Below are 23,626 nucleotides of genomic sequence, written 5' to 3' on the forward strand. Positions count from 1 at the left end.
GCTGTAGACGGCAACAACATGGAAAAGTTCATCGCGGGACCAGGCCGAGGATGTCGTTGTAGAACGCCAACCCCATCAGCCCGGCCAGCAACGCCAGGCCGATGTATTGGCCGGCGGCGATGGCACGCTCGCTCAGCGGGCTGCCCTTGACCAACTCGATAAGGTAATACAGCAGGTGGCCGCCGTCCAAGATCGGGATCGGCAGCAGGTTGATGATGCACAGGCTGAGGGACAGCAGGGCAAGGAACTGCAGGAACCAGTCGAGGCCGCGCTTGGCCGAGACATTGGCCACGCGGGCGATGGTGACCGGCCCGGAAACGTTCTGCAGCGAGGCCTTGCCGGTGACGATGCGGCCCATCATGCCCAGCGAGTCGGCCGCCAGGCGCCCGGTTTCGCGTACCGCGACGGTGACCGAGTCCAGGGGGCCGTAGCGCAGGAGGGTGTCGTAGGGGGGGCTGAACTTGGTCGGGAACTGAACGCCGATCTGCCACGTGGGGCCGCCCTTGGCATCCTGGCCCTTGCGCGGCGTGACTTCCAGCGCCAGGCGCTCGCCGCCACGCAGGACCTCGATCATGCCCGGGCCACCGGCACGGCCCAGCGCCTGGATCTCGCCGATCACCTGGTCGGCGCCGTCGATGCGCTGGCCGTCAATGGCCACGATCAGGTCGCCCGGCTGCAGTTGCCCGGCCACCACGGAGTCCGCGGTGAGCGACTCGACCAGCGCGGGCTGCAGCCACGACTGCCAGTACATGCCAGCCAGGATCGGCACCCGCCGCTCATCGAAACCCGCCGGCAGCTGCGACAGCGGCAGGGTGCGCGTGCGCACCTGGTCGGCCGTATCCAGCACTTCCAGCTTCACGTCGCGGCGGTCCATCGCGGCCGCGGTCAGTGCCATGCTGGCCTCGCCGAGGGTGACCACCTGGCGGTCGTCCACGCGCAGCACGCGGTCGCCGCTGGCCAGGCCGGCACTGGCGGCGATGCCGCTGACGCGGCCGACGGTGGGCGAGTAATCCTGCTTGCCGATCACGAACATCGCCCACAGCAGGAGGATGCACAGCAGCAGGTTGGCGATCGGGCCGGCGGCAACGATCGCGATGCGCTGCCAGACGGTCTTGTGGTTGAAGGCCTGGCCGCGCTCGTGCGGGTGGACTTCGACCTCGCGTTCGTCGAGGAACTTCACGTAGCCACCCAGCGGAATGGCGGCGATGGCGAACTCGGTACCATGCCGGTCGCGGCGCGACCACAGCGGCCGGCCGAAGCCGACCGAGAAACGCAGGATCTTGACCCCGCACAGGCGCCCGACCCAGTAATGCCCGAACTCGTGGAACGTGACCAGCAGCCCGAGGCTGACAATCATCCACCAGACCGATCCGATGAAGTCAGTCATGCAGGCTCACAGTGGCGGGCAGGGGCGGCGGCGTCATGCTGGGCGAGGCGGTCGTTCAGGCGGCGTCGATGGCGTTCAGGGTGAGCTGGCGTGCCCGCTGGTCGGCGGACAACAGGACCTCCAGTGTATCGGCTGCTTGCGTCGGCAGTGTTGAAAGAGCGTTAGCAACCAGCGCCGGGATCGTCAGGAAACCGATCCGGCCCTGAAGAAACGCTGAAACCGCCTCCTCGTTGGCAGCATTCAGCACCGCCGGTGCGGTGCCGCCGGCCTGCATGGCCTGCCAGGCCAGGGCCAGGCAGGGGAAGGCGTCGGTGTCCGGGGCCTCGAAATCCAGCCGGCCCTGGGCCAGCAGGTCCAGCCCGGCCACGCCCGATTCGATGCGCTGTGGCCAGCCCAGGCCAACGGCGAGGGTGGTGCGCATGTCCGGCAGGCCCATCTGCGCCAGGGTCGAGCCGTCGACGAACTCGACCAGCGAATGGACCAGGCTCTGCGGGTGCACCAGCACTTCGATGCGTTCACCGGGCACGCCGAACAGGTGGTGGGCCTCGATGACTTCCAGGCCCTTGTTCATCAACGTCGCCGAATCGACCGAGATCTTCGGTCCCATCGACCACTTCGGGTGGGCAACGGCCTGGGCCGGGGTGACCTGGGCCAGTTCGGCGCGGCTGCGGCCACGGAACGGGCCGCCGGAGGCGGTCAGCAGGATCCGGCGCACGCCGGCGCCGTCGACGCTGGCGTCGCGCGAGCGCAGGCACTGGAAGATCGCGCTGTGTTCGCTGTCGATCGGGATGATTTCGGCGCCGGCACGATCGGCGGTACGGGTCAGCAGTTCGCCGGCCAGCACCAGCGATTCCTTGTTGGCCAGCAGGATGCGCTTGCCGGCGGCGGCCGCGGCCAGGGTCGAGGACAGGCCGGCAGCGCCGACGATGGCCGCGACCACGGTATCGCAGGCGTCGCTGGCGGCCAGCTGGTCCAACGCGGCATGGCCGGCATGGGCTTCGGTGGCCAGTCCGGCGTCGCGCAGGCCGTCACGCAGTTCGGCAAACAGCGATTCGTCGGCGATCACCGCGTGCGCGGGTTTGTGCTGGCGGCACAACGCCAGCAGCCCCTGCACCTGGCGTCCGGCGGCGAGCACGGTCGCCTGGTAGCGCTGCGGGTGGCGGGCGATCACGTCCAGCGTGGAAGCACCGATCGAGCCGGTGGCGCCGAATACGGCGACCCGGCGCAGGTCTGCAGCAGCATTCATGGTCAGAACCCGAAGATTTCCTTGCCCAGCGCGAACACCGGGACGGCGGCGAGGACGCCGTCGACCCGGTCGAGCACGCCGCCATGGCCCGGGATCAGGTGGCCCGAATCCTTGGCGCCCGCGTGGCGCTTGATGAGGCTCTCGAACAGGTCACCCAGCACCGAGGCGAACACGGCCACGACCGCGGTGATCAGCAGGCCCGGCAGGTGTGCGGTATCGATCCCGGCCAGCCAGCCCAGGCCGACGGCCACGGCGACACCGGCCAACAGGCCGCCGAACAGGCCTTCCCAGGTCTTGTTGGGGCTGATCCGCGGGGCCAGCTTGTGCTTGCCGAAATGGCGGCCGGCGAAGTAGGCGCCCGAGTCGGCCGCCCACACCAGTGCCAGTGCAGCCAGCAGCCACAGGTGGCCCTGCTTGCCCGGCGGATCGCCACCGGCATGGATCAGCACCAGCGCGGCCCAGGCGGGCACGATGGCAAGCGTGCCGGCCAGCATCTTCAGGATGCGCGAGGGCGCCGACGGCTGTGCACCGAAATTGAAGAAGCGCAGCCAGACCAGCGCGGCCAGCCACCAGGCAACGCCGGCCAGCGTGGTTATCTGGAACAGCACCAGCGTACTGCCATCGGCCCAGACCAGCAGCACCATCAGCAGCAGGTTCAGCACCAGAAGTACGGTGCGTGCCAGGGTGTCTTCGATACCGGCCAGCTTCAGCCATTCCCACAGGCCGATCAGCAGCACCGCAGCGGCGGCGGCGGCCAGCCATTGCGTGGGCAGCAGCAGGATCGCCGCAATGGCAACCGGCGCCATGATCAGCGCGGCGAGGACTCGGGTCTTGGTCATGGGCTGGAAGTCTCGGTGGCCAGTGCGGCAATCTGGGCGCTGGTCAGGCCGAAACGACGCTCGCGGCCGGCATAGGCGTCCAGCGCCTGCTGCAGCTGCCCGGCATCGAAGTCCGGCCACAGGGCCTCGGTGAACCACAGCTCGGTGTAGGCCAGCTGCCACAGCAGGAAGTTGCTGATGCGGGTGTCGCCGCCGGTGCGGATGAACAGGTCCGGCGGCGGCAGGTCGGCAAGGGCGACCTGGCTGCCCAGCAGCGATTCGTCGATCTGCTCGGGCAACAGGCGACCGGCCGCCACTTCGACGGCCAGGGCGCGCGCGGCGCGGGCGATGTCCTGGCGGCCGCCATAGCTGGCCGCGATCGACAGGGTCAGGGTGGTGTTGTCGGCGGTGCGCTGTTCGGCCAGCTGCATGCGGCTGACCAGCCCGGCACCGAAGCGCTCGCGTTCGCCGATGAAGCGTACGCGCACGCCGCGCCGGTGCAGCTCGTCCACCTCGCGGTCGAGCGCGCCGAGGAACAGCTTCATCAATGCATCCACTTCCTCCTGCGGCCGGCCCCAGTTCTCGCTGGAGAAGGCGAACAGGGTCAGCGCCGGAATGCCCAGTTCAAGGCAGCGCTCGATGGTGCGGTTGACCGCGCGCGCGCCGGCACGGTGGCCGATCACGCGGGGGCGACGGCGCTGCTGTGCCCAGCGCCCATTGCCATCCATGATGATGGCAATGTGGCGGGGCAGGGCGGCCGGTAACGGAGGCGGGGCTGAAGGCATCGACTTCAGACCGACAGCAGTTCTTTTTCCTTGTCGGCGACGACCTTGTCGACGTCCTTGATGTTGGCGTCGGTCAGCTTCTGGATGTCGTCTTCGCCGCGCTTCTTCTCGTCTTCGCTGATCGCCTTGTCCTTGACCAGCTTGGCGATTTCCTTGTTCGCGTCCTGACGGATGTTGCGGATCGCGATCTTGGCGCCTTCACCTTCCTTCTGCACCTGCTTGGCCAGCTCCTTGCGGCGCTCTTCGGTCGGCGGCGGCATGTTGATGCGGATCGCGGTGCCGAGGGTGTTCGGGGTGAACTCGGCGTTGTAGAGACCCTTTTCGATCTCCTTGATCATGCCCTTGTCGAACGGCGTGACCAGCAGCGAGTGCGCGTCGGCGTTGGAGATCGAGGCAACCTGGTTCAGCGGGGTGCTGGCGTTGCCATAGGCACTGACCGTCACGCGGTCCAGCAGGGCAGGCGTGGCACGCCCGGTCCGGATGGAGGTGAGGGTGTGCTTCAGAGCGTCGATGCTCTTGGCCATGCGCGTCTGCGCGTTGTTCTTGATGTCGTTGAGCATCGCCCGGTCCTGGATGTATCTGGAATCGGGCGATTATAGGCGAATACGGGACGCTGCCGGGCCTGAATCGGCCCGATCGCCGCCTCGCGCTCAGGCTCAGGCCGGGTCGCGGCCCTGGACCAGGGTGCCGATGTTCGCGCCGTTGAGGATCTTCAGCAGCTCGCCCGGCTGGCCCATGTCGAACACGCGCATCGGCAGGTCGCTGTCGCGGGCCAATGCGAAGGCCGCCGTGTCCATCACTTCCAGGCCGCGGCGGATCACTTCGTCGTAGCTCAGGCTGTCGAAGCGGACCGCATCGTTGTGCTTGTTCGGGTCCTTGTCGTACACGCCATCGACCTTGGTGGCCTTCAGCAGCAGATCGGCGCCGATCTCGATCGCGCGCAGGGCGGCGCCGGAATCGGTGGTGAAGAACGGGCTGCCGACGCCGGCGGCGAAGATCACCAGGCGGCCCTTTTCCAGGTGGCGGATGGCGCGGCGGCGAATGTAGTCCTCGCACACGTCGTTGATCTTGATCGCGCTCATCACGCGGGCCTTGGCGCCCAGCTTCTCGAGGGCATCCTGCATGGCCAGGGCGTTGATGACCGTGGCCAGCATGCCCATCTGGTCGCCGGTGACCCGGTCCATGCCGCCGGCGGCCAGGCCGGCGCCGCGGAAGATGTTGCCGCCGCCGATCACCAGCGCCACTTCGGCACCGGCCTGCTGGGCTTCGATGACCTCGCGGGCCAGGCGATTGATGACCTTCGGGTCGATGCCGTAGTCCTCGTCTCCCATCAGCGCCTCCCCGGACAATTTCAGAAGGATGCGGCGATAGGCGAGCTTGGACATGAGGACCTCGGGTGCGTGGAAATCGCGGGCGATTCTACGCGCATGCGGCGTCGTGCCAAAGTGTTTTGTGCACTGCGGCGCAGAATCCGGTCGTTCGCCCCGGTCAAACGGGGCTTCCCGTTCAGCCCAGCTCGGCGCCAGCGGTGGCCGACAGCTCGTCGTGGCCGAGGGCACCTGGCGAGCGGGCGATCACCCGGTTGCGGCCCAGGTTCTTGGAGCGGTACAGCACGTCGTCGGCTGCGCGCAGCAGGTCCTGCACGTCGGCGAAGCGCTCGTAGCCACCCTGGGTGGCCACGCCGGCGGAGAAGGTGACGAACAGCGGCCCGCCCTCCAGCTCGGCCATCGGCGTGGCGACGATATTGGCCAGCACCCGGCGGATCACGTCCAGGGCCACGCTTTCGCTGGTGTTTGGCAGCAGCGCGACGAATTCCTCGCCGCCGAAGCGGGCGACGGTGTCACTGTTGCGCAGCTGGCCCTGCAGCTTGCTGGCGAAGGCGCGCAGTACCTCGTCGCCGGTCAGGTGGCCGTGGGCGTCGTTGATCTTCTTGAAGTCGTCCAGGTCGATGAAGGCCACCGACAATGGCCAGCCCTGGCGGCCGGCGCGCAGGAATTCCTGCTCCAGCACCGCTTCCAGCTGGCGGCGGTTGAGCACGCCGGTCAACGCGTCACGATGGGCCTGGTCGGCGAGGCGCTTGGCGCGCGCCTCGAACTCGTCGGCGCGGCGTCGTGCCTGGTCGGCGTCCTGCAGTTCGCGCAGGTTGCGCAGCGTGGCCAGCTCCTGCGCGTGATCGATCAGCTCGCGCACCCGCGCCGGGGAATTGAGGCCGGCATCAAACAGGCTGGCGATGTCGGGCAGGGCTTCACTGATGCGGGCGAGGACCTGGTCGAAGCGCGCGCTGTCCAGCTCCAGGCGGTCGTGCACCTGCTGCAGGGCGCGCTCACGCGCGGCGTCGGCGTCGCTGTCCAGCCAGATGTCGGCCACCGCGCCGGACAGCTGCACGCAGGCCTGGAACGGCGATTCGGCGGCGTCCTCGTCCTCGCTGTGGCTGATGCTCTCCACCAGGTAGCGGGGCAGGCCCCATTGCTCGGCCACCCACGCGCCGACCTCGGCATGGCTGCAGCCCAGTTCCTCGCGTTCGCGGGCGACCAGGTCGATGTTGTCGCGTGCCTCGCGCAGCAGCGGCAGGTAGCGCTCCGACTCGGCCTGGGCCAGGCACAGTACGCCCAGGTCCTGCAACAGGCCGGCCAGCATCAGTTCTTCCAGCCGGCGCAGGCCGCGCGCCTGGCCCAGCTGGCTGGCAGCCAGGGCGCTGAGGATGCTGCGCTTCCACGCGCGCTGGCGCAGGTCGTGGTCGGCGCCGGTGCCGCCGGTCAGGCCCTGGGTGACGGTGAAGCCGAGGGCGAGGCTGATCGTGGCGTTCAGGCCCAGCATGGTCAGCGCCTGGCCGAGGTTCTCGATCCGGCGGCGGCTGGCGTAAAGCGGCGAATTGGCGATGCGCAGCATGCGAGCGCTCAGCGCCATGTCGATGGCGATGATGTCGGCAGCGGTGGCGATGTCCGCTTCCGGGTCCTGGGCCAGTTCGATGATGCGCAGGGCAATACCGGGTGGCGAAGGCAGGTTGCGGCAGAGCGCCAGGGCAGCTGTCAGCTCGGGAGGCATGTCGGGTCGTTCAATTCCATTAGGACAAGAATACCTAGGAATGCATCACAGTCCGCGATTTTCGTTCCTGCTAAATGACTGTGGATTCCCTGCCCCGAGTATCGGCTTGATTCGCGCGCAACGCAAAGGTGCCGGTTGTGCGCACCAACGGTGCGCACCCACCGGTGGGCCATGGGTTGATCCCTGGGTCCATGCATAAAAAAAGAGCCGCGGTTTCCCGCGGCTCCTTCTGGTCGCTTCACAGCCGGAAGGCTGGAATCAGACCTGCATCGCCTTGGCAACTTCGGCGGCGTAGTCTTCCACCACCTTCTCGATGCCTTCGCCGACGATCAGCAGCTTGAAGCCTGCCACGTCGGCGCCGGCGGCCTTGACCACCTGCTCGACGGTGGTGTCGCCCAGCACGTAGGTCTGGCCGTACAGGGTCACGTCGCTGACGATCTTGTTGATCTTGCCGCTGATGATCTTTTCCAGGATGTCGGCCGGCTTGGCCTTGTCCTTATCGGTCATCTTGGCCAGCTCGATTTCCTTTTCCTTCTCGACGAACTCGGCCGGGACGTCCGCAGCCTTGTTGTGCGGCGGCTTCAGCGCGGCCACGTGCATGGCCAGGCCACGGGCCAGCTCGACGTCGCCGCCGATCAGGTCGACCAGCACGCCGACCTTGCCGTTGGTGTGGACGTAGGCGCCGATGTTGCCGGTGGTGTCGACCTTGACCATGCGGCGGATCTGGATGTTCTCACCCAGGGTCTGCACGGCGGTGGCGCGGGCTTCCTCGACGGTACGGCCGTCGGCCAGCGTGGCGGCCTTCACGGCTTCGACGTCGTTGGCGCCCGATGCCAGGGCAGCAGCGGCGACGGCGTTGACGAAGGACTTGAAGTTGTCATCGTTGGCGACGAAGTCGGTTTCCGAGTTGACTTCGACCAGCACGGCCTTGCCGCCGTCCTGGGCCAGGCCCAGGCGGCCTTCGGCGGCCACGCGGTCAGCCTTCTTGTCGGCCTTGGCGGCGCCGGACTTGCGCATGGCTTCAGCAGCGGCGTTGATGTCGCCGTTGGCTTCGGTAAGCGCCTTCTTGCATTCCATCATGCCGGCGCCGGTGCGCTCGCGCAGTTCCTTGACCAGGGAAGCAGTGATTTCCACGGGATTACCTCACGAAAGAAAGGGGTTGGGCCGGCATGGTGGCCGGCCCGTGTGACACGGTCCTGTCACGCGCCGATGGCTGCGTGCAGGGAGGGTGGACGCCGGGCGTCCACCCGGGGCCTGGATCAGGCCTGGGCGTCGTCGCCCTTCTTGGCAGCCTTCTTGGCCGGAGCGCGGCGGGCCGGCTTCTCTTCGCCTTCAGCAGCGGCTTCAGCGAATTCTTCCTCGCGCACCGAAGCGGCGTGCGGGGCAGCCGCCTTGCCTTCCAGCACGGCGTCGGCAGCGGCGCGGGCGTACAGCTGCACAGCGCGGATGGCGTCGTCGTTGCCCGGGATGGCGTAATCAACCAGTTCCGGGTTGTAGTTGGTGTCGACCACGGCGATGACCGGGATGCCCAGCTTCTTGGCTTCCTTGATCGCGATGTCTTCGTGGCCGATGTCGATCACGAAGATGGCGTCCGGCAGGCGGTTCATGTCCTTGATGCCGCCCAGCGAGGCTTCCAGCTTGTCGCGCTCGCGACGCAGGCCCAGCACTTCGTGCTTGACCAGCTTCTCGAAGGTGCCGTCGGTTTCACCGGCTTCCAGTTCCTTCAGGCGGGCAACCGACTGCTTGACGGTACGGAAGTTGGTCAGGGTGCCGCCCAGCCAACGCTGGTTCATGAACGGCATGCCGCAACGCTCGGCTTCTTCCTTGATGGTTTCGCGGGCGCTGCGCTTGGTGCCCAGGAACAGGACGGTGCCGCGCTTCTGGGCAACCGACGAGATGAAGTTCATCGCATCGTTGAACAGCGGGACGGTCTTTTCCAGGTTGATGATGTGGATCTTGCCGCGGGCGCCGAAGATGTACGGCGCCATCTTCGGGTTCCAGTAGCGGGTCTGGTGGCCGAAGTGGACGCCGGCTTCCAGCATCTGACGCATGGTGACCTGGGGCATTGCAATACTCCTGATATGGAACCAGCGATTCCGCCCGCGGGGATAGGTATGCGGGACGCGTGGAAGCGCGATCGGTTCCGGGGTTGGGCTTCCCTGTTGCCTCCGTGGCCGAACTCCTTGCGGAGCACCCCGGCACGGATGGGGGCAGCAGGTGTGGATTCACCGGTGACGTCCGGTGTGGACGGGTTCGCGCGCACGCTTGCGGCAGGAATCCGGTCGATTATAGCCCGCTGGGGGCGCTTGCTGCAATTGCAGGGTCAGTTGCGGCCAGATCGACCTCGCGGCCGTCCTGCAGGCGTGCCTGGAAGCGGCCGCCTGCATAGCCATCGGCGCGGGCAGGCAGGGGCCAGCGGCGTTCATGGCCCGCCAGAATGTAGCCGGCCAGGCCAGCCGTCAGCAGCGTTGCCTGGCCGTCCGCCGTGATGAAGCGCAGATCGTGCAGGCGGCCGTGCAGGGTACCGGCATTGCTGAGTCGCAGTACGGCCAGAGACCCGTGGGCCTCGACGCGGCCCAGCAGCCGGGCCTGCAGTGCTGGCCCCGCTGGGCCGCGGAACAGCGGCAGCGAATAGCGCGGCAACCCCGGCAACGTCGGTGCCAGTACGACCCGATAGGCCTGTTCAGCGGCCGCCGCTGCCGGATCGCCCGGCAACAGCCAGACGCGCTGGGTGCTGCCGGGGGCCAGGTCCAGCCGCGCCGGGCTGACCCGGATCTGGTCGCTGGGGTGCAGTCGTTCGGCGTCCAGCTGCTGATCCCACGCCAGCACCTGCACCTGGCCCTGCCAGCGGCCGGGCCCGGGGTTGTGCAACCACAGTTCGGCGCTGCCGCCCTGTGCCGGCAGCTGCAGGGTGGTCGGCAACAGCTCCAGCGCTGCGGCAGGCAGTGCCAGCAGCAGTGCCAGCAGGATCAGCAACGCGCGCATCAGTAGATGAGGGTCACGGAGGGTGTTGCGTTCTCGTCCGTCGCCGGTGGTGCGAGCTCGCGGACCTGGCGCGGCGCCTGGGGTGCGTCACTGCGCTGGTGCGGTGCCGGGCAGCGGATGCCGCCGCCATCGTCGCTGCAGGATTCAACCACGGTCAGCCGGATCTGCAGGGGGCTGCTGGGTTCGGCCCATGCCGGCAGGCTGGCGACCAGCATCGCCCCGATCAGGAATGTGCGAACCACCTGCCATCCACCATGCTGAAAGACTTGCTGCGCGGTATCGGCGGGATGTGCCGGAACTGTAGCGCCGAGCCGGCGCTCGGCACGGCCTTCGTCCGGTGGGTGCCGACCGTTGGTCGGCACGCCGGTCAGTAGGTGATCGTCACCGTCACCAGGTCGTTGTAGGTGCCGGCCGGCGGCTGGCCACTGACCGGCGGCACCCGGCCATGGATGGTCAGCTGCTGCGCGCTGCCGGTACCGGTGCCGCTAGCCGTGTCGACGGTCAGGGTATTGCCCCAGCGCAGGCTCCGCGCCGAGTCCCGGTAGAGCTCGTAGGCGAGGTAATAGGTGCTTCCGCCGAGGGTGGTGGCCATGCGCCGGGTGGTGGTGGCAGTGGGATTGTTCTGGCCGTTGTCGAGGCCGACCTGGAAGGCAGTGTTCTTCAGGCAGGTCAGGGTGAGGGTGGCGGTCCGGTCGATGTTGGCCGGAATGCCGCCGGTGACGTTGCCGAAGTCCATGGTGGTGGTGACGTAGCTGCCACATTGCGGCAGCACGTTGGCGGTGGCGGTGAAGCTGAAGGCTGCACTGGCGCTGTTGGTGCCGGTGGCGCCGCCATTGCAGGTGGCGGGCACGGTGGCGGTACCGAGCAGGACTTCGTTCCAGGCCCAGGTCAGGACCACGTTGGCCCCGCTGAAGGTGCTGCTGTACGCGCCGGAGGCCAGGATCTGGTTGGCCGGGATCTGCCCGAACAGCTGTATGGACTGCGCACCGCTGCCGCCCGTCACCAGCGGCACGTTGTAGGTCATGGTCAGTTCCTGCGCAGGTGGCGTGCCGCGCGGCACCAGTCCGGTGACCTGGCCGAAGCTGGCGTTGTTGTACAGCTGGAAATTCAGGGTGTCACTGCTGGAGGTGGCCATCGTGCGGAAGGTGGAACTGCTGCCGCCGCCACTGCCTGCGCCGATGCCCACGCAGACGCGCACGCCGGTGGTGGCCAGCAGGCTCAGCGCGGCGGTGGTGCAGGTCACCGTGATGTTGAGGTTGGCCGTACTCGGGCCGGGTGCATTGCTGTTGATGTTGCCGAACGGCAGGGTCGGATTGGCGACCGCCGTGCAGACCGCGGTGGCACCGGCGGGCGCCGCTGCCAGCAGGCCGGCCCAGAGCAGCAGGACGAGCAGCAGCACCCTCATGGCGCCACCTCCGGGATGCACTGCTGCGGCGCCGGCTTCGGCCGTGCGCCGGACGCCACCACCTTGGGCAGGTCCGGCACTTTCACGCGGCAGGGGCCGCGGCTGGTGGTGACGTACAGCACGCTGCCGGCGGCAACGTCTTCCAGATAGAGCAGGCCGTCGTAGCCGACCGTGGCCTGGCGGCCATCGGGCAACCGCACCTCGCTGCCGACCTCCAGAGGCTGGCCGTCCATTGCCAGCAGGGTCAGGCTCAGTGACGGCCGCGAGCGCAGCTGGAAGGTCACGCGGGTGCCGGCGCGCTGGCGCGGGGTCACCCAGTCCTCGATGCGGTCGGCGCGCATGTCTTCGGGCAGGTCCAGGGTGTCGATCGAGACCCGGTTGCGCTGCCAGGACAGCAACGGACTGACCAGCAGCAGGCCGCGATCATCGGTGACGCCGATCAGGCGGTTCTCCAGCCGCACCGGGACGCCGCCCACCCCATTGGTGCTGATCACCGCGAACGCATCGGACACCTCGCGCGTGGCGAAGGTGTGCCCGCCCATCCACACCAGGCTGCCGCTGGCGCTGGCGTAGGCATAGTTGAGTCCACCCTGGCGCGAGGCGCCGAACGAGTAGCGACCGACATCGTTGAGGATGCCGACCTCGGCCAGGCCGCCGTTGCCGTCCTCGCCGTGGCGCAGCTGCGCGCGCCAGCCGACGCCGCCGGCGCTGCCATCGCCCGGCACTGGCTGGGTCACGTCCGCCACCCAGCTCTGGCTGTCGCCGTTGCGCTGGCTCGAAAGGCTGGCCTGGCGGTTGTTGCCCAGGCTGGCAGTCACCGACAGGTAGATGCTGCGGTCGTCGCTGCGGTCCAGGTTCTGGTTTACCGAAAGATAGGCCGACCAGCGCTGGCTCCAGGTACGTGACCAGAACAGGCTGGCATAGCGGTTGTCGTCTCCATCCGGGTAGCGCAGGCGCAGATAGCTGGCGCTGAGCGTGCCCAGCCGCAGCAGGTCCAGGCCGAGCGTGGCCTGCTCGCTGATGCTCGGCGGCAGGTTGCCCTGCAGTGCGCCGAGGTCGCGGTAATCGCCATGGCTGCGTACGCTGCGCAGATTGACGTTGAAGCGACGGTTGTTCCAGCTGTAGCCCAGTGCCCATTGCCCACCCTGCAGGCCGTGGTAGCCGCTGTGCGCATAGGCGGCATTGAACACGCCAGCGGCGCCGAGCAGCCACCAGCCACCGACACCGGCCTGGGCCAGGCCGCCGCCGCCTTCGGCATGCGCCTCGCCGGTGAACGTGTCGGTGACACCGCCGCGCCAGCTGGCACTGGCCACCGTGCGATCGTCATAGGCGAAGGAGCGCTGGCCAAAGTCCTCGCGCAGGTGGCCGACGCCGGCCGACCAGTCCGAAAGGCCCCTGGCCAGCAGCTGCTGGGTGCCATAGAAACTGAAATCCAGCGTCTGCATGCGGCCGAACGCATCGGTCACCACCACCTGCGCGTTACCGGTGCCGCTGATGCCGGGCTGCGCCGCCAGCTGGAAGGGCCCGACCGGCACCTGGCCGCTGTACTGGCGCAGGCCATCGACATACAGCTCGACCGTGGAGGGCACCACCGCCTGGCCGAGGAAGCTCGGCGTGGGCGTGAGCACGCGGTAGGGCTGCAGGCCGTAGTTGCGGCCGATCTGCAGGCCGCCCAGGCGAACCGGGCGGGTCCAGTCGACGAAGCCGCTGTAGAAGTCACCGACCTCCAGCGTGGTTGCACTGTCCGGGAAATCCAGGCTCCAGCGTGTGTCCAGGCGCACGCTCTCGCCGCGCCAATGGCGGTCGCCGGGTTGCTGGTAGCGGCGGCTGATGGCGGTGTTTTCGAAGGTGCCGTTGCCGATGCCGAACACGCGCAGCTCCGCGCTCAGGCTGAGGTTGCTGAGCGTGTCCACCCGGCTGCCGTAGACGTCGTAGTTGAGCAGCGCGCCGGGCGAGGCGTTGCCGGTGGGCGCGCGCGTCTGCGGGCGGCTGAGCACGGTGGTGGGCAGGATGAGCTGGTCCAGCGGCACGTCCAGTGCCAGGGTCTGCATGTGCGCGTCATAGCGCACCACCGCACCGCTGATCTGGTCCAGGTAGACCGGCGCATCGCCGCTGGCGTTGAAGCCAAGCTGGCGCAGCACTTCGGGGCTGGCCTGCAGCCGGCCGCGGTTCTCGGTGAATGGCAGCAGGCCGCGCGGGGTGCTGTTGAGCGACACATCCAGGTACAGCGCCTGGCTGGCGGTCAGCGGGGTCGGGGGAGGCAGGATGGCATCGGCCGACACGCCGGATACATCAACGGCCGCCACGCCGGACACATCGGCGGCCTCGGTCGCCGCGGGAGCCAGGGCCGCCAACAGCGCGCCCATCAACGCCTCAGCGAGCCGGTGGGGGCGACAGTGGCGTCTGTTCCGACTCGCCATTGAGCTTGGCCGTGATCTGGTCGTTGTCGCGGTCGATCGCCGTGCGTTCGATCGGCCAGCGCATCACCTGGCCCGGCAGCACGTAGCCCAGCAGCCCGGGATGGACAATGCGCGGGCGCGCGGCGCTGCCCAGCGCAAGATCGGCGATCTGTGCGTAGCTGTCGCCCGTATTGGCGACTTCCACGCCATTGCGGCCGTCCGCCAGTTTCACCAGGCGCGCCTGCAGCCGTGGGGCCAGGCGGCCGGCCGAAGGCTGCACGAACACCGGGATCGAATAGCGCAGCACGAACTGCATGCCCTCGGCACGGGTGGCCAGGTCGGGTACCTCGTCCACGATCAGCCGGTAGTGCCGCTGTGCAGGCGGTGGCTCGCTGTCCGGACGCATCACCCGCACCAGCTGCTGCTGGCCGGCGGCCAGTTCCTGCATCGGCGGCGTGGCCATCACTTCATCGGTGGGCAGCAGCTGTTCCTGGCCGTCCTGCTGCACCCAGCGGAACACGCGCACCTGCAGCGTCACCGGTGAGGTGCCGCTGTTGGTCAGCCACAGCTCGCCGGCACGCTGGCGGGCTTCCAGCTGCAGGCTGGTCGGGGCGACCTGCAGGCTGGTGGCGCCGGCACCGGCGGGGGCCAGCAGGTACAGGGCGAGCAGCGCCACGCCGGTGGCGCGCCACGGGCGGGGTCCGGCCATGCGGGCGTGCTCCATCAATAGGTGATCGTGGCGGTAACCGTATCCAGGTAGTTACCGGTGGCCGGGTTGTTGGTGCTCAGGTTCAGGATCTGGCCATAGACGATGTAGGGCACGGCCAGGCCAGTGCCGATGCCGGCCTGGGTATTGGTGCCGGTTGTGGCGCCCCAGACCAGGGTATGTGCGGCATCCTGGTAGAGCTGGTAGCCGACATAGTTGTTGGCGGTCACCGCGGCATTGGTGTTCTTCATGCGCCGGGTGGTGACGTCGTTGGCGGTGCCGGCGTTGGCGCCCGCGTTCAGCGCAATCGTGTAGGGCGTCAGTGCCGAGCACTGCGCGGTCACCGTACCCTGGCCCAGGGTGGGCGTGGCGGTGGTCGAGGCCGCCGTGCCGAAGTCGACGTTGGTGGCGGCCGCCGCCGTGATGGTGCAGGCCTTGGTGACCACCAGGGTGACGTTGAAGGTGGTGGTGTCGGCGGCCAGCGCCGGGCTGGACAGCAGGAGCCCGGCCATGACCCATGTCAGCGGGGATCGAACTGGGGATCGCATGGACAACCTCCCTGACCCGAAGGTCCGTTGAACAAGGCGAAGACGGCACGTTCGGCGCCGCTTTGACGACTGTGGGTCCAGCTTAGGAGGCGTAAGTGTCTGTAATCCGTGATAAATAGGCAGGCGCAAGAGTGGAGGCCATCACGCTTTCACTTTCCTTGCCGGAATCGTGCATGGCCCGGATCGCCAGTTGGGCGGCGTTCGTTCAGATTGCGGCCGGATCGGCGATAATGGGTGCCATGAGCGTGAATCTGAAAACCCCGCAGGAAATCGAGATGATGCGCATCGCCGGCCGCCTGGCCAGCGAAGTGCTCGACATCGTCACCCCCCACGTCAAGCCCGGTGTCACCACCGAGGAACTGGACCGCATCTGCCACGACCACATCGTGAACGTGCAGGGTGCCATTCCGGCCAACGTCGGCTACCGCGGCTTCCCGAAGACCGTGTGCACCTCGGTCAACAATGTCATCTGCCACGGCATCCCCAGTGAAGGGAAGGTGCTCAAGGATGGCGACATCATCAATATCGACGTCACCGTCATCAAGGACGGCTGGCACGGCGACACCAGCCGCATGTACTTCGTCGGCACCCCGTCGGTGATGGCCCGCCGCCTGGTGGAAACCACTTACGAAGCGATGTGGCGCGGCATCCGTGCGGTGCGTCCGGGCGCCACCCTGGGCGACATCGGCCATGCCATCCAGAGCTACGCCGAAGGCGAGCGTTTCAGCGTGGTGCGCGAGTACTGCGGCCACGGCATCGGCAAGGTCTACCACGACGAGCCGCAGGTGGTGCATTACGGCCGCCCGGGCCAGGGCCTGGTGCTGCAGCCCGGCATGACCTTCACCATCGAGCCGATGATCAACGAGGGCACCCGCTACAACAAGGTGCTGCCGGATGGCTGGACCGTGGTGACCAAGGACCGCAAGCTGTCGGCGCAGTGGGAGCACATGATCGCGGTCACCGAGACCGGCGTGGACGTGCTGACCCTGTCGCCAGGCGAGTCGCAGGTTTCCTGAAGATGCTGCCGGCGAGTTCGCTGCTGGACACGCCGGCCGCGTCGCTCAACGACCCGGATTGGGCTGCTGCCGCGCGCCAGGCGCTGCAGCAGGCCGACGCGCGCCTGTACCGCCGCTTCGACCAGGGCGACAACATCGAGCGCCTGCTGGCGTTGCGCGCGCGCGCTGCCGACCATCTGATCCGCCTGGCCTGGCAGCGCTGCCTGCCGGCCGACAGCGGCCTGTCGCTGTTCGCGGTCGGCGGCTATGGCCGCGGTGAACTGTTCCCGCGTTCGGACATCGACCTGCTGGTGTTCGGCGATCCGCCGGCACAACTGGCGCACGAGGCGGCATTGGCGCGCCTGTTCGCGCTGCTGTGGGACTGCGGATTGGCTGTCAGCCATGCGGTGCGTTCTGCATTGCAGTGCCGGGAGGCGGCGGCTGACCAGACCGTGCTGACCGCGCTGATCGAGGCGCGCCCGATCCTGGCCGATGATGCTGCGCGCCGCGCGCTCCGCGAGGCGATCGACGACCGCGAACTGTGGCCGGCACGCGCCTTCTTCCTGGCCAAGCTGGAAGAGCTGCGCAACCGCCACCAGCGCTTCGGCGATACCGCCGACAACCTGGAGCCGGACCTGAAGGATGGCCCCGGCGGCCTGCGTGATCTCAATACGCTGGGCTGGATGGCGTTGCGTGCCTTCGGCGTGCGCGACCTGGAGGCCCTGGTCGGGCTCGGCCACCTGGGCGCCGACGAAGCCGCGGCGTTGAAGCGCGAACGTGCAGTGCTGGCGCGGTTGCGCTTCGGCCTGCACCTGGTCGCGCGCCGTCCGGAAGAGCGCCTGCGTTTCGATTACCAGAAGACCCTGGCCGCGCGGCTGGGCTTCGAAGACGATGCCGAGAACCTCGGCGTCGAGAAGATGATGCAGGGCTTCTACCGCGCCGCGCTGGTGGTGCGCCGGATCAGCGACCGGCTGCTGCAGCGCTTCGAGGAACAGTTCGACGGCGAGGCCCAGCCGGAGCCGCTGACCGTGGGTTTTTCCCTGCGCCGTGGTTACCTGGCCGCCAACGAGGCCGACTGGCCGCGCGGCGACATCGGCCAGGTGTTCGCCCTGTTTTCCAGCTGGGCCAACAACCCGCAGGTACGCGGCCTGCATTCGCTCACTGCGCGTGCACTGGCCGAGTCGCTGCCGCTGCTGCCGGCCTATGACCAGGCCGATGCCGATGCACGCGAGCAGTTCCTGGCCCTGCTGCGCGGCCAGCGTCCGGTCGATACGCTTTCGCGCATGGCGCGGCTGGGCGTGCTTGGCCAGTGGATTCCCGCGTTTGCCCAGGTCAGCGGGCGCATGCAGTTCGACCTGTTCCATGTCTATACGGTCGACCAGCACACGCTGATGGTCCTGCGCAACATCGGCCAGTTCGCCAGCAGCCGCGCCGACGAGCGCTTCTCGATCGCGCACGAAGTGTGGCCGCGCCTGCGCAAGCCGGAACTGCTGCTGCTGGCCGGCCTGTTCCATGACATCGCCAAGGGCCGCGGCGGCGACCACTCGGAGCTGGGTGCGGTGGACGCGCGCGCGTTCTGCCAGGCGCATGCGCTCAGTGGCACCGATACCGAGCTGGTGGCATGGCTGGTCGAACAGCACCTGCGCATGTCGGTGACCGCGCAGAAGCAGGACATCGCCGATCCGGTGGTGATCCATCGCTTCGCCACCCTGGTCGGCAGCCGCGACCGCCTGGATTACCTGTACCTGCTGACCTGTGCCGACATCGCCGGCACCAGCCCGAAACTGTGGAATGCCTGGAAGGACCGCCTGCTGGCCGATCTGTACTTTGCCACCCGGCGCGCGCTGCGCGAGGGGCTGGAGCACCCGGTACCGGCCGCCGAGCGCGTGGCCGAGGCACGTGACAGCGTGCGCGCACTGGTGCGCGAGCAGGGTTACGACGATGCCACCATCGACCGCCAGTTCGCGGTGATGCCGGATGAGGGCTTCATCCGCCTGCGCCCCGAGCAGCTGGCCTGGCAGGCCGCCGCACTGGTGCCGGTGAAGCAGGGCCAGGCGCTGGTGAAGGTGCGCCGGATCAGCGTCGACGACCCGGCGCTGGAAGTGTTCGTGCACTCGCCCGACCGTGATGGCCTGTTTGCCGCGATCGTGATGACCCTGGACCGCAAGGGCTACGGCATCCATCGCGCGCGCGTGCTGGACGGTCCGGCCGACACCATCTTCGATACCTTCGAAGTGAACCCGGCCGACACCTTTGCCGATGGCAGCAGTGCCAACCTGGAAGCGGCGCTGCGCGAGGCACTCAGCGGTGACCTGTCGCGCCTGCGGCCGTCGCGCCGGGTGGTACCGCGGCAGCTGCGGCACTTCCGCTTCGCCCCGCGCATCGAGTTCCGCGATGAACCGGGCGCAACCCGTTTTGCCCTGGTCGCCCCCGACCGTCCCGGCCTGCTGGCCGATGTGGCGTTCGTGCTGCGCAACCAGGGCCTGCGCGTGCATGATGCGCGCATTGCCACGTTCGGCGAACGCGCCGAAGACACCTTCGTGATCAGTGACGAACACGACCTCCCCCTGACTGAACCTGCCCGGCAGCAGCTGCATGACGCGATGCTGGCCTGCCTGGACCCTGATCGAAACGCCGGAGACCCCGCCTGATGGCCACCAAGCCCGCCAAGAAGACCGCCGCGACCCCCAAGAGCGCAGCGGCCCGGAAACCCGCTGCTGCCGCACCGGCCGCGAAGAAGACCCCTGCGCCGAAGAAGGCCGCTGCGGTGAAGGCCCCGGCGAAGAAAACGGCTGCAGTGAAGCGTGCTGTGAAGAAGCCGGCCCCGGCCAAGAGCGCCGAAGCCGTCCGCGCCGAAACCATCGCCCGCAAGTCGCTGCGCAAGCCGTCGGCACCAGGCGTGGAAGAACTCAAGTTCGGCATCGAGAGCGCCTTCGAGCGCCGCGCCACCTTGACCCTGCACGAGCTGGAAGGGTCGACCAAGCCGCTCGTCAACCGCGTGATCGACGGCCTGGAGAGCGGTGAGTTCCGCGTCGCCGAGCCGGACGGCCAAGGCGGCTGGAAGGTCAATGAGTGGCTGAAGAAAGCCGTGCTGCTGTATTTCCGCGTCAACGACATGGCGGTGGTCGATGCACGCCCGGCGCCGTTCTGGGACAAGGTCGAATCGCGCTTCGCCGGCTATGACGAAGCGAAGTTCCGCCGTGGTGGCGTGCGCGTGGTGCCGGGCGCGATCGCCCGCCGCGGTACCTACTTCGGCAAGGACGTGGTGCTGATGCCGAGCTTCACCAACATCGGCGCCCATGTCGGCGAAGGCACCATGGTCGACACCTGGGCCACCGTCGGTTCCTGCGCGCAGATCGGCCAGCACTGCCATCTGTCCGGCGGCGCCGGCATCGGTGGCGTGCTGGAGCCGCTGCAGGCCAGCCCGACCATCATCGAGGACCACTGCTTCATCGGTGCGCGTTCGGAAGTGGTGGAAGGCGTGGTGGTCGGCCACCACAGCGTGATCGGCATGGGCGTGTTCCTCAGCCAGAGCACCCGCATCTACAACCGTGCCACCGGCGAGGTCACCTACGGCTACATTCCGCCGTACAGCGTGGTGGTGTCCGGCTCGCTGCCGAGCAAGGACGGTACCCATTCGCTGTATTGCGCGGTGATCGTCAAGCAGGTTGATGCCAAGACCCGCAGCAAGACCAGCGTCAACGACCTGCTGCGCGGCCTGGCTGACTGAAGATGACGGCGCCGGAGGATCTGGCGCAGTCCGCGATCTACCAGCATCCGTCCGACACCCTGTTCGGGCGGATGCTGCCGCGCCTGCTGCACGCTCCACGCTGGACCAGGCTGCGCCGCGCGCTGTCGCGGCGCTGGCCGATGCCGGCGCTGGTAAGCGATGTGCGCGACGTGGTCTACGTGAGCTGGTGGGTCGACGTACGCCAAGCGCCGATGCCACCACCAGGCCATCACTACGTGGTCCATGCCGGACGCACGCCCTACACCATCCTCAGCTACCGGCACGGCCACTTCGGGCCCGCGCTGGCCGGGCCGCTGCGCTCGCTGATGCCGTCTCCCAGGCAGAGCAACTGGCGCTGGTACCTGCGTCGTGACGACGATCGGGACGGGACGCCGGTGGTGCTGTTTGATCGCAACGTGATGGACCAGCTGGCCTTCGTCGGCGGCGCGCGCGCTTTCAGCGATGCCATGCAGCCGCATCTGTCGGTGCGCTTCGCGCACGTGGTGCGCGCCGATGGCGGTGGGTACACCCTGATCGAGGGCGGGCAGGGCAGTGCGCCGGCGCTGCACCTGCAGTGGCAGGGCGCTGCGGGCTGGGACGATGCCGGGTGGGCGGCGGCCTTCGGCGGCTACCAGGCCCTGCTGCGCTTGCTGACCTGCCAGGACGAGGCCATCGCCCGCACCTGCGACCAGCGCTGGGCCAGCACCCGCATTGCCCTGCCGGTGGACATCGCGCAGCTGCAACCGCTGCAGCTGGAAGGCGAACAGCAGTGCCCGCGCCTGCAGGCGATGGGCGTGGCGCTGCACGAGGGGCTGGCCTTCCAGCTGCCAAGGGTACCTTTCCGGGTCGTGTCCGAGCGCCTGTTGTGAGATTCTGGCCCTCTGTTTTCCAGCATCACAGATGGCCATGAGCACCACTGTCTACGGTTTGAAGAACTGCGATACCTGCAAGAAGGCGACCAGGTGGCTGGACCGCTTCGGCGTGCCGTACACCTTCGTCGACTACCGCGACAACAAACCCAGCCCGGAAATGCTGCTGGCGTGGGCCGCGCAGCTGGGTGGCCTGGCCGCGATGGTCAACAGGTCCTCCACCACCTGGCGGCAGCTGCCGGACAACCGCAAGGCCGCCGATTCCGAGGCCGAATGGAAGCTGCTGCTGCGCGAGTACCCGCAGCTGATCAAGCGCCCGCTGGTGGTCACGGCCGATGGCACGGTCAGCCAGGGCTTCAGCGACAACGGCTTCAAGGCCCGCTTCGGCGTGGGTGACGCATGAGCGCGGTGCTCGACCTGACCTGCGAGCTGATCGCGCGGCCCTCGGTGACGCCCGATGATGCCGGTTGCCAGGCGCTGCTGGCGGCACGCCTGAAGCAGGCCGGGTTCCAGTGCGATCACCTGCGGCTGGGTGAGGTCGACAACCTGTGGGCGACCCACGGCCAGGGCGCGCCGGTACTGGTGCTGCTGGGCCATACCGACGTGGTGCCGACGGGCCCTCGTGAGGCCTGGGCCAGCGATCCGTTCAGCCCGCAGATCCGCGATGGCGTGCTGTATGGCCGTGGCACCGCCGACATGAAGGGCAGCGTGGCGGCGTTCGTGGTGGCCGCCGAGCAGTTCGTTGCAGCGCATCCTGATCATCCCGGCACGCTGGCGGTGCTGCTGACCAGCGACGAGGAAGGCGACGCCATCGATGGCGTGCGCCACGTCGCACGCCTGTTCGCCGAACGCGGCCAGCGCATCGACTGGTGCATCACCGGCGAGCCGTCCTCGACTGCGACGCTGGGTGACCTGCTGCGCGTGGGGCGTCGCGGCAGCCTGTCGGCCAAGCTGCGCGTGCAGGGCGTGCAGGGCCACGTGGCGTATCCGGAGAAGGCACGCAACCCGATCCACCAGGCGGCGCCGGCACTGGCCGAGCTGAGTGCGCGACGCTGGGATGACGGCTACGAAAGTTTCCCGCCGACCAGCCTGCAGGTCTCCAACATCCATGCCGGTACCGGTGCCAACAACGTGATTCCCGGCGAGCTCGAGGTGGATTTCAACATCCGCTACAACCCGCACTGGGACGCACCGAAGCTGGAAGCGGAGATCACCGCGCTGCTGGAACGGCATGGCCTGCAGTACACGCTGAAGTGGCACCGCAGCGGCGAGCCGTTCTACACCCCGGAGGGCACGCTGCGCGCCACCGCGCGTGCGGTGCTGGCCGAGCACATCGGCCGTGCACCGGAAGAAAGCACCGGCGGCGGCACCTCCGATGCCCGCTTCATCGCGCCCTTGGGCGCGCAGTGCATCGAAGTGGGGCCGGTCAACGCCAGCATCCACCAGGTGGACGAGAACGTGCGCGTGGCCGATCTGGAGGCATTGCCGGGGCTGTACCAGCGGCTGGTGGAGCGGCTGCTGGCGTGAACCTGCGACGCTGGGTGCCGACCGTTGGTCGGCACGCCTTTCGCCGGCATTGCTTTCCTGTAGGGCCGAGCCATGCTCGGCTGCTTCTGCAGGGAATGCCCAGCCGAGCATGGCTCGGCTCTACTCAGAAAAAATGAAGAATGGCGGCTTGATCGCTTTTTCCCAGTAGCTCGGCGCCGCCATGTAGAAGCGCTGCGCCTCGGCCCGGGCGAACCAGCGTGCGGCTGCGTCGGTGTCCTTCTCCACGCCCGGTGCACCGCGGCCCAGCAGCAGTCCGGCGAAGTACTGGCCGAACACATTGCCCTTCTCGCCGGCACGCTGGTACAGCTGCAGCGCACGTGCGGGATCGCGCGGCAGTCCCATGCCCTTTTCCAGCAGCGCGCCCAGGTCTACCTGCGCTTCGGCATCGCCACGCTCGGCGCGGCGCTGGATCTGCGCAACCAGTGGATGCACGGTGCCATCCTGTGCGGCCACCGCATCCGGTAGCCGTGACGATGAACTCGGGTAGCGCTCGTAGATCATTCCGCGCAGGTCCCAGCGCAGCGCCTGTTGCGCGTCGCCTCGCTGACGATAGGCCTTGGCGAGTTCGTAGAACGCATAGGGATTGCCGTGGTAGGCCGCCGCCAGGTAGGCGCGTTCTCCGCGTCGCCAGGACGCACGCAGCACCGGCGCCGGATTGATGTGGGGGCTGTCGGCATGCCGCAGCGTGCCGGAGATCCAGATCCTGCCCAGTGCTTCTTCCGCCTTGGTGTTGTGGAAGGTCCAGGGTGTGACCGCGGCGGCACGCTCGTAGTAGGCGATGGCGCGTGGATCGTTGAAGCGCTCGAAGGTTTGCGCAGTGTCAAAGGCACCCTCGAAGCTGCCGTCGGTGCCGCGTTGTTCCAGGCCCTGCAGCTGGGCCGGCGGCAGGGGCGAGGGTGGGGGCAGGGTCTGGCAGGCGACCAGGCCCAGGCAGAGCAGGGCGGCCAGCGCCACGTTGCGTCCAGTGCGGTGTTGCATTTCCATTACACGTTTCACGGCCGGCCATTATGCGCGCCGGGGAGTGGTTGCCAACGCAACGGTTGCACCATGCCGGAAACCGGGGTAGGGTCAATGCCATGTCGATCCGCCTGGCCACCGCCGTCAATAACAACAACCGCAATAATCTGCGCGCGAATAATCGTGCGCGGCCGATGCGGGAC

At 68.1% G+C, this 23,626-nt stretch carries 22 protein-coding genes; 6 read left to right on the plus strand and 16 right to left on the minus strand.

The window, feature by feature from the left end:
- Positions 1-28: 28 nt before the first annotated feature.
- The 15 genes from rseP to AC5P7A_RS05040 all read right to left on the minus strand — a co-directional run bounded on the left by rseP (position 29) and on the right by AC5P7A_RS05040 (position 15,324).
- Positions 29-1,387: an RIP metalloprotease RseP gene (gene rseP, locus AC5P7A_RS04970; protein ID WP_014646495.1), complete on the minus strand. Its 1,359-nt coding sequence runs from the start codon at positions 1,385-1,387 to the stop codon at positions 29-31.
- 55 nt (positions 1,388-1,442) lie between these two features.
- A complete protein-coding gene (locus AC5P7A_RS04975; RefSeq protein ID WP_495219931.1) occupies positions 1,443-2,633 on the minus strand; it encodes a 1-deoxy-D-xylulose-5-phosphate reductoisomerase in 1,191 nt (396 codons plus the stop codon).
- A gap of 2 nt (positions 2,634-2,635) precedes the next feature.
- Positions 2,636-3,472, minus strand: coding sequence for a phosphatidate cytidylyltransferase (locus AC5P7A_RS04980; RefSeq protein WP_014646497.1), 837 nt, complete (start codon positions 3,470-3,472; stop codon positions 2,636-2,638).
- Positions 3,469-4,236: a polyprenyl diphosphate synthase gene (gene uppS / locus AC5P7A_RS04985; protein ID WP_032956844.1), complete on the minus strand. Its 768-nt coding sequence runs from the start codon at positions 4,234-4,236 to the stop codon at positions 3,469-3,471. Before uppS ends, AC5P7A_RS04980 begins: the two co-directional genes overlap by 4 nt.
- 5 nt (positions 4,237-4,241) lie before the next feature.
- Complete coding sequence (frr, locus tag AC5P7A_RS04990; RefSeq protein ID WP_014646499.1) at positions 4,242-4,796, minus strand: ribosome recycling factor; 555 nt, start codon at positions 4,794-4,796, stop codon at positions 4,242-4,244.
- A gap of 96 nt (positions 4,797-4,892) precedes the next feature.
- Complete coding sequence (gene pyrH, locus AC5P7A_RS04995; RefSeq protein WP_075075661.1) at positions 4,893-5,621, minus strand: UMP kinase; 729 nt, start codon at positions 5,619-5,621, stop codon at positions 4,893-4,895.
- Between the two features lie 121 nt (positions 5,622-5,742).
- Positions 5,743-7,281: an HDOD domain-containing protein gene (locus AC5P7A_RS05000; protein WP_495219932.1), complete on the minus strand. Its 1,539-nt coding sequence runs from the start codon at positions 7,279-7,281 to the stop codon at positions 5,743-5,745.
- 258 nt (positions 7,282-7,539) lie between these two features.
- On the minus strand, positions 7,540-8,415 hold the full coding sequence (gene tsf, locus AC5P7A_RS05005; protein WP_032956847.1) for a translation elongation factor Ts: 876 nt from the start codon (positions 8,413-8,415) through the stop codon (positions 7,540-7,542).
- Positions 8,416-8,540: 125 nt separating this feature from the next.
- The gene (gene rpsB, locus AC5P7A_RS05010) at positions 8,541-9,347 is read right to left on the minus strand and encodes a 30S ribosomal protein S2 (protein WP_005408748.1); all 807 of its coding nucleotides are present in this window, start codon (positions 9,345-9,347) and stop codon (positions 8,541-8,543) included.
- A gap of 220 nt (positions 9,348-9,567) precedes the next feature.
- Positions 9,568-10,266 carry a fimbrial biogenesis chaperone gene (locus AC5P7A_RS05015; RefSeq protein WP_014646503.1) on the minus strand — a complete coding sequence of 233 codons (699 nt, stop codon included), beginning with the start codon at positions 10,264-10,266 and terminating at the stop codon, positions 9,568-9,570.
- A complete protein-coding gene (locus tag AC5P7A_RS05020) occupies positions 10,266-10,481 on the minus strand; it encodes a hypothetical protein (protein ID WP_041863203.1) in 216 nt (71 codons plus the stop codon). The genes AC5P7A_RS05015 and AC5P7A_RS05020 overlap by 1 nt, the downstream gene beginning before the upstream one ends.
- Positions 10,482-10,633: 152 nt before the next feature.
- Positions 10,634-11,671 (minus strand): Csu type fimbrial protein, encoded by a 1,038-nt coding sequence (locus AC5P7A_RS05025; protein WP_164076959.1) that lies wholly within the window; start codon positions 11,669-11,671, stop codon positions 10,634-10,636.
- A complete protein-coding gene (locus AC5P7A_RS05030) occupies positions 11,668-14,037 on the minus strand; it encodes a fimbria/pilus outer membrane usher protein (protein ID WP_111206647.1) in 2,370 nt (789 codons plus the stop codon). The genes AC5P7A_RS05025 and AC5P7A_RS05030 overlap by 4 nt, the downstream gene beginning before the upstream one ends.
- A 7-nt stretch (positions 14,038-14,044) precedes the next feature.
- Entirely contained in the window at positions 14,045-14,794 is a 750-nt protein-coding gene (locus AC5P7A_RS05035) for a fimbrial biogenesis chaperone (protein WP_049441557.1), read from the minus strand.
- Positions 14,794-15,324, minus strand: coding sequence for a Csu type fimbrial protein (locus AC5P7A_RS05040; protein ID WP_032956855.1), 531 nt, complete (start codon positions 15,322-15,324; stop codon positions 14,794-14,796). Before AC5P7A_RS05040 ends, AC5P7A_RS05035 begins: the two co-directional genes overlap by 1 nt.
- A 230-nt stretch (positions 15,325-15,554) precedes the next feature.
- Here AC5P7A_RS05040 and map point away from each other — a divergent pair, with 230 nt between their 5' ends.
- From map to dapE, 6 genes are read left to right on the plus strand one after another with little or no spacing between them, the layout of a single operon-like run.
- Complete coding sequence (gene map / locus AC5P7A_RS05045; protein ID WP_005412748.1) at positions 15,555-16,340, plus strand: type I methionyl aminopeptidase; 786 nt, start codon at positions 15,555-15,557, stop codon at positions 16,338-16,340.
- 20 nt (positions 16,341-16,360) lie between these two features.
- Positions 16,361-18,970 (plus strand): [protein-PII] uridylyltransferase, encoded by a 2,610-nt coding sequence (locus AC5P7A_RS05050; protein ID WP_445978323.1) that lies wholly within the window; start codon positions 16,361-16,363, stop codon positions 18,968-18,970.
- Complete coding sequence (gene dapD / locus AC5P7A_RS05055; RefSeq protein WP_049403826.1) at positions 18,970-20,049, plus strand: 2,3,4,5-tetrahydropyridine-2,6-dicarboxylate N-succinyltransferase; 1,080 nt, start codon at positions 18,970-18,972, stop codon at positions 20,047-20,049. The genes AC5P7A_RS05050 and dapD overlap by 1 nt, the downstream gene beginning before the upstream one ends.
- 2 nt (positions 20,050-20,051) lie before the next feature.
- Positions 20,052-20,918, plus strand: coding sequence for a hypothetical protein (locus AC5P7A_RS05060; protein ID WP_495219933.1), 867 nt, complete (start codon positions 20,052-20,054; stop codon positions 20,916-20,918).
- Between the two features lie 31 nt (positions 20,919-20,949).
- Positions 20,950-21,321: an arsenate reductase gene (locus AC5P7A_RS05065; RefSeq protein ID WP_014646513.1), complete on the plus strand. Its 372-nt coding sequence runs from the start codon at positions 20,950-20,952 to the stop codon at positions 21,319-21,321.
- Entirely contained in the window at positions 21,318-22,445 is a 1,128-nt protein-coding gene (gene dapE, locus AC5P7A_RS05070) for a succinyl-diaminopimelate desuccinylase (protein WP_495219934.1), read from the plus strand. The genes AC5P7A_RS05065 and dapE overlap by 4 nt, the downstream gene beginning before the upstream one ends.
- A gap of 120 nt (positions 22,446-22,565) precedes the next feature.
- Here the strand turns inward: dapE and AC5P7A_RS05075 are convergent, their stop codons facing one another.
- Positions 22,566-23,444 carry an SEL1-like repeat protein gene (locus AC5P7A_RS05075; RefSeq protein WP_164076955.1) on the minus strand — a complete coding sequence of 293 codons (879 nt, stop codon included), beginning with the start codon at positions 23,442-23,444 and terminating at the stop codon, positions 22,566-22,568.
- Positions 23,445-23,626 lie beyond the last annotated feature (182 nt).

The organism is Stenotrophomonas sp. YJH_SMC_65, from assembly GCF_059369475.1.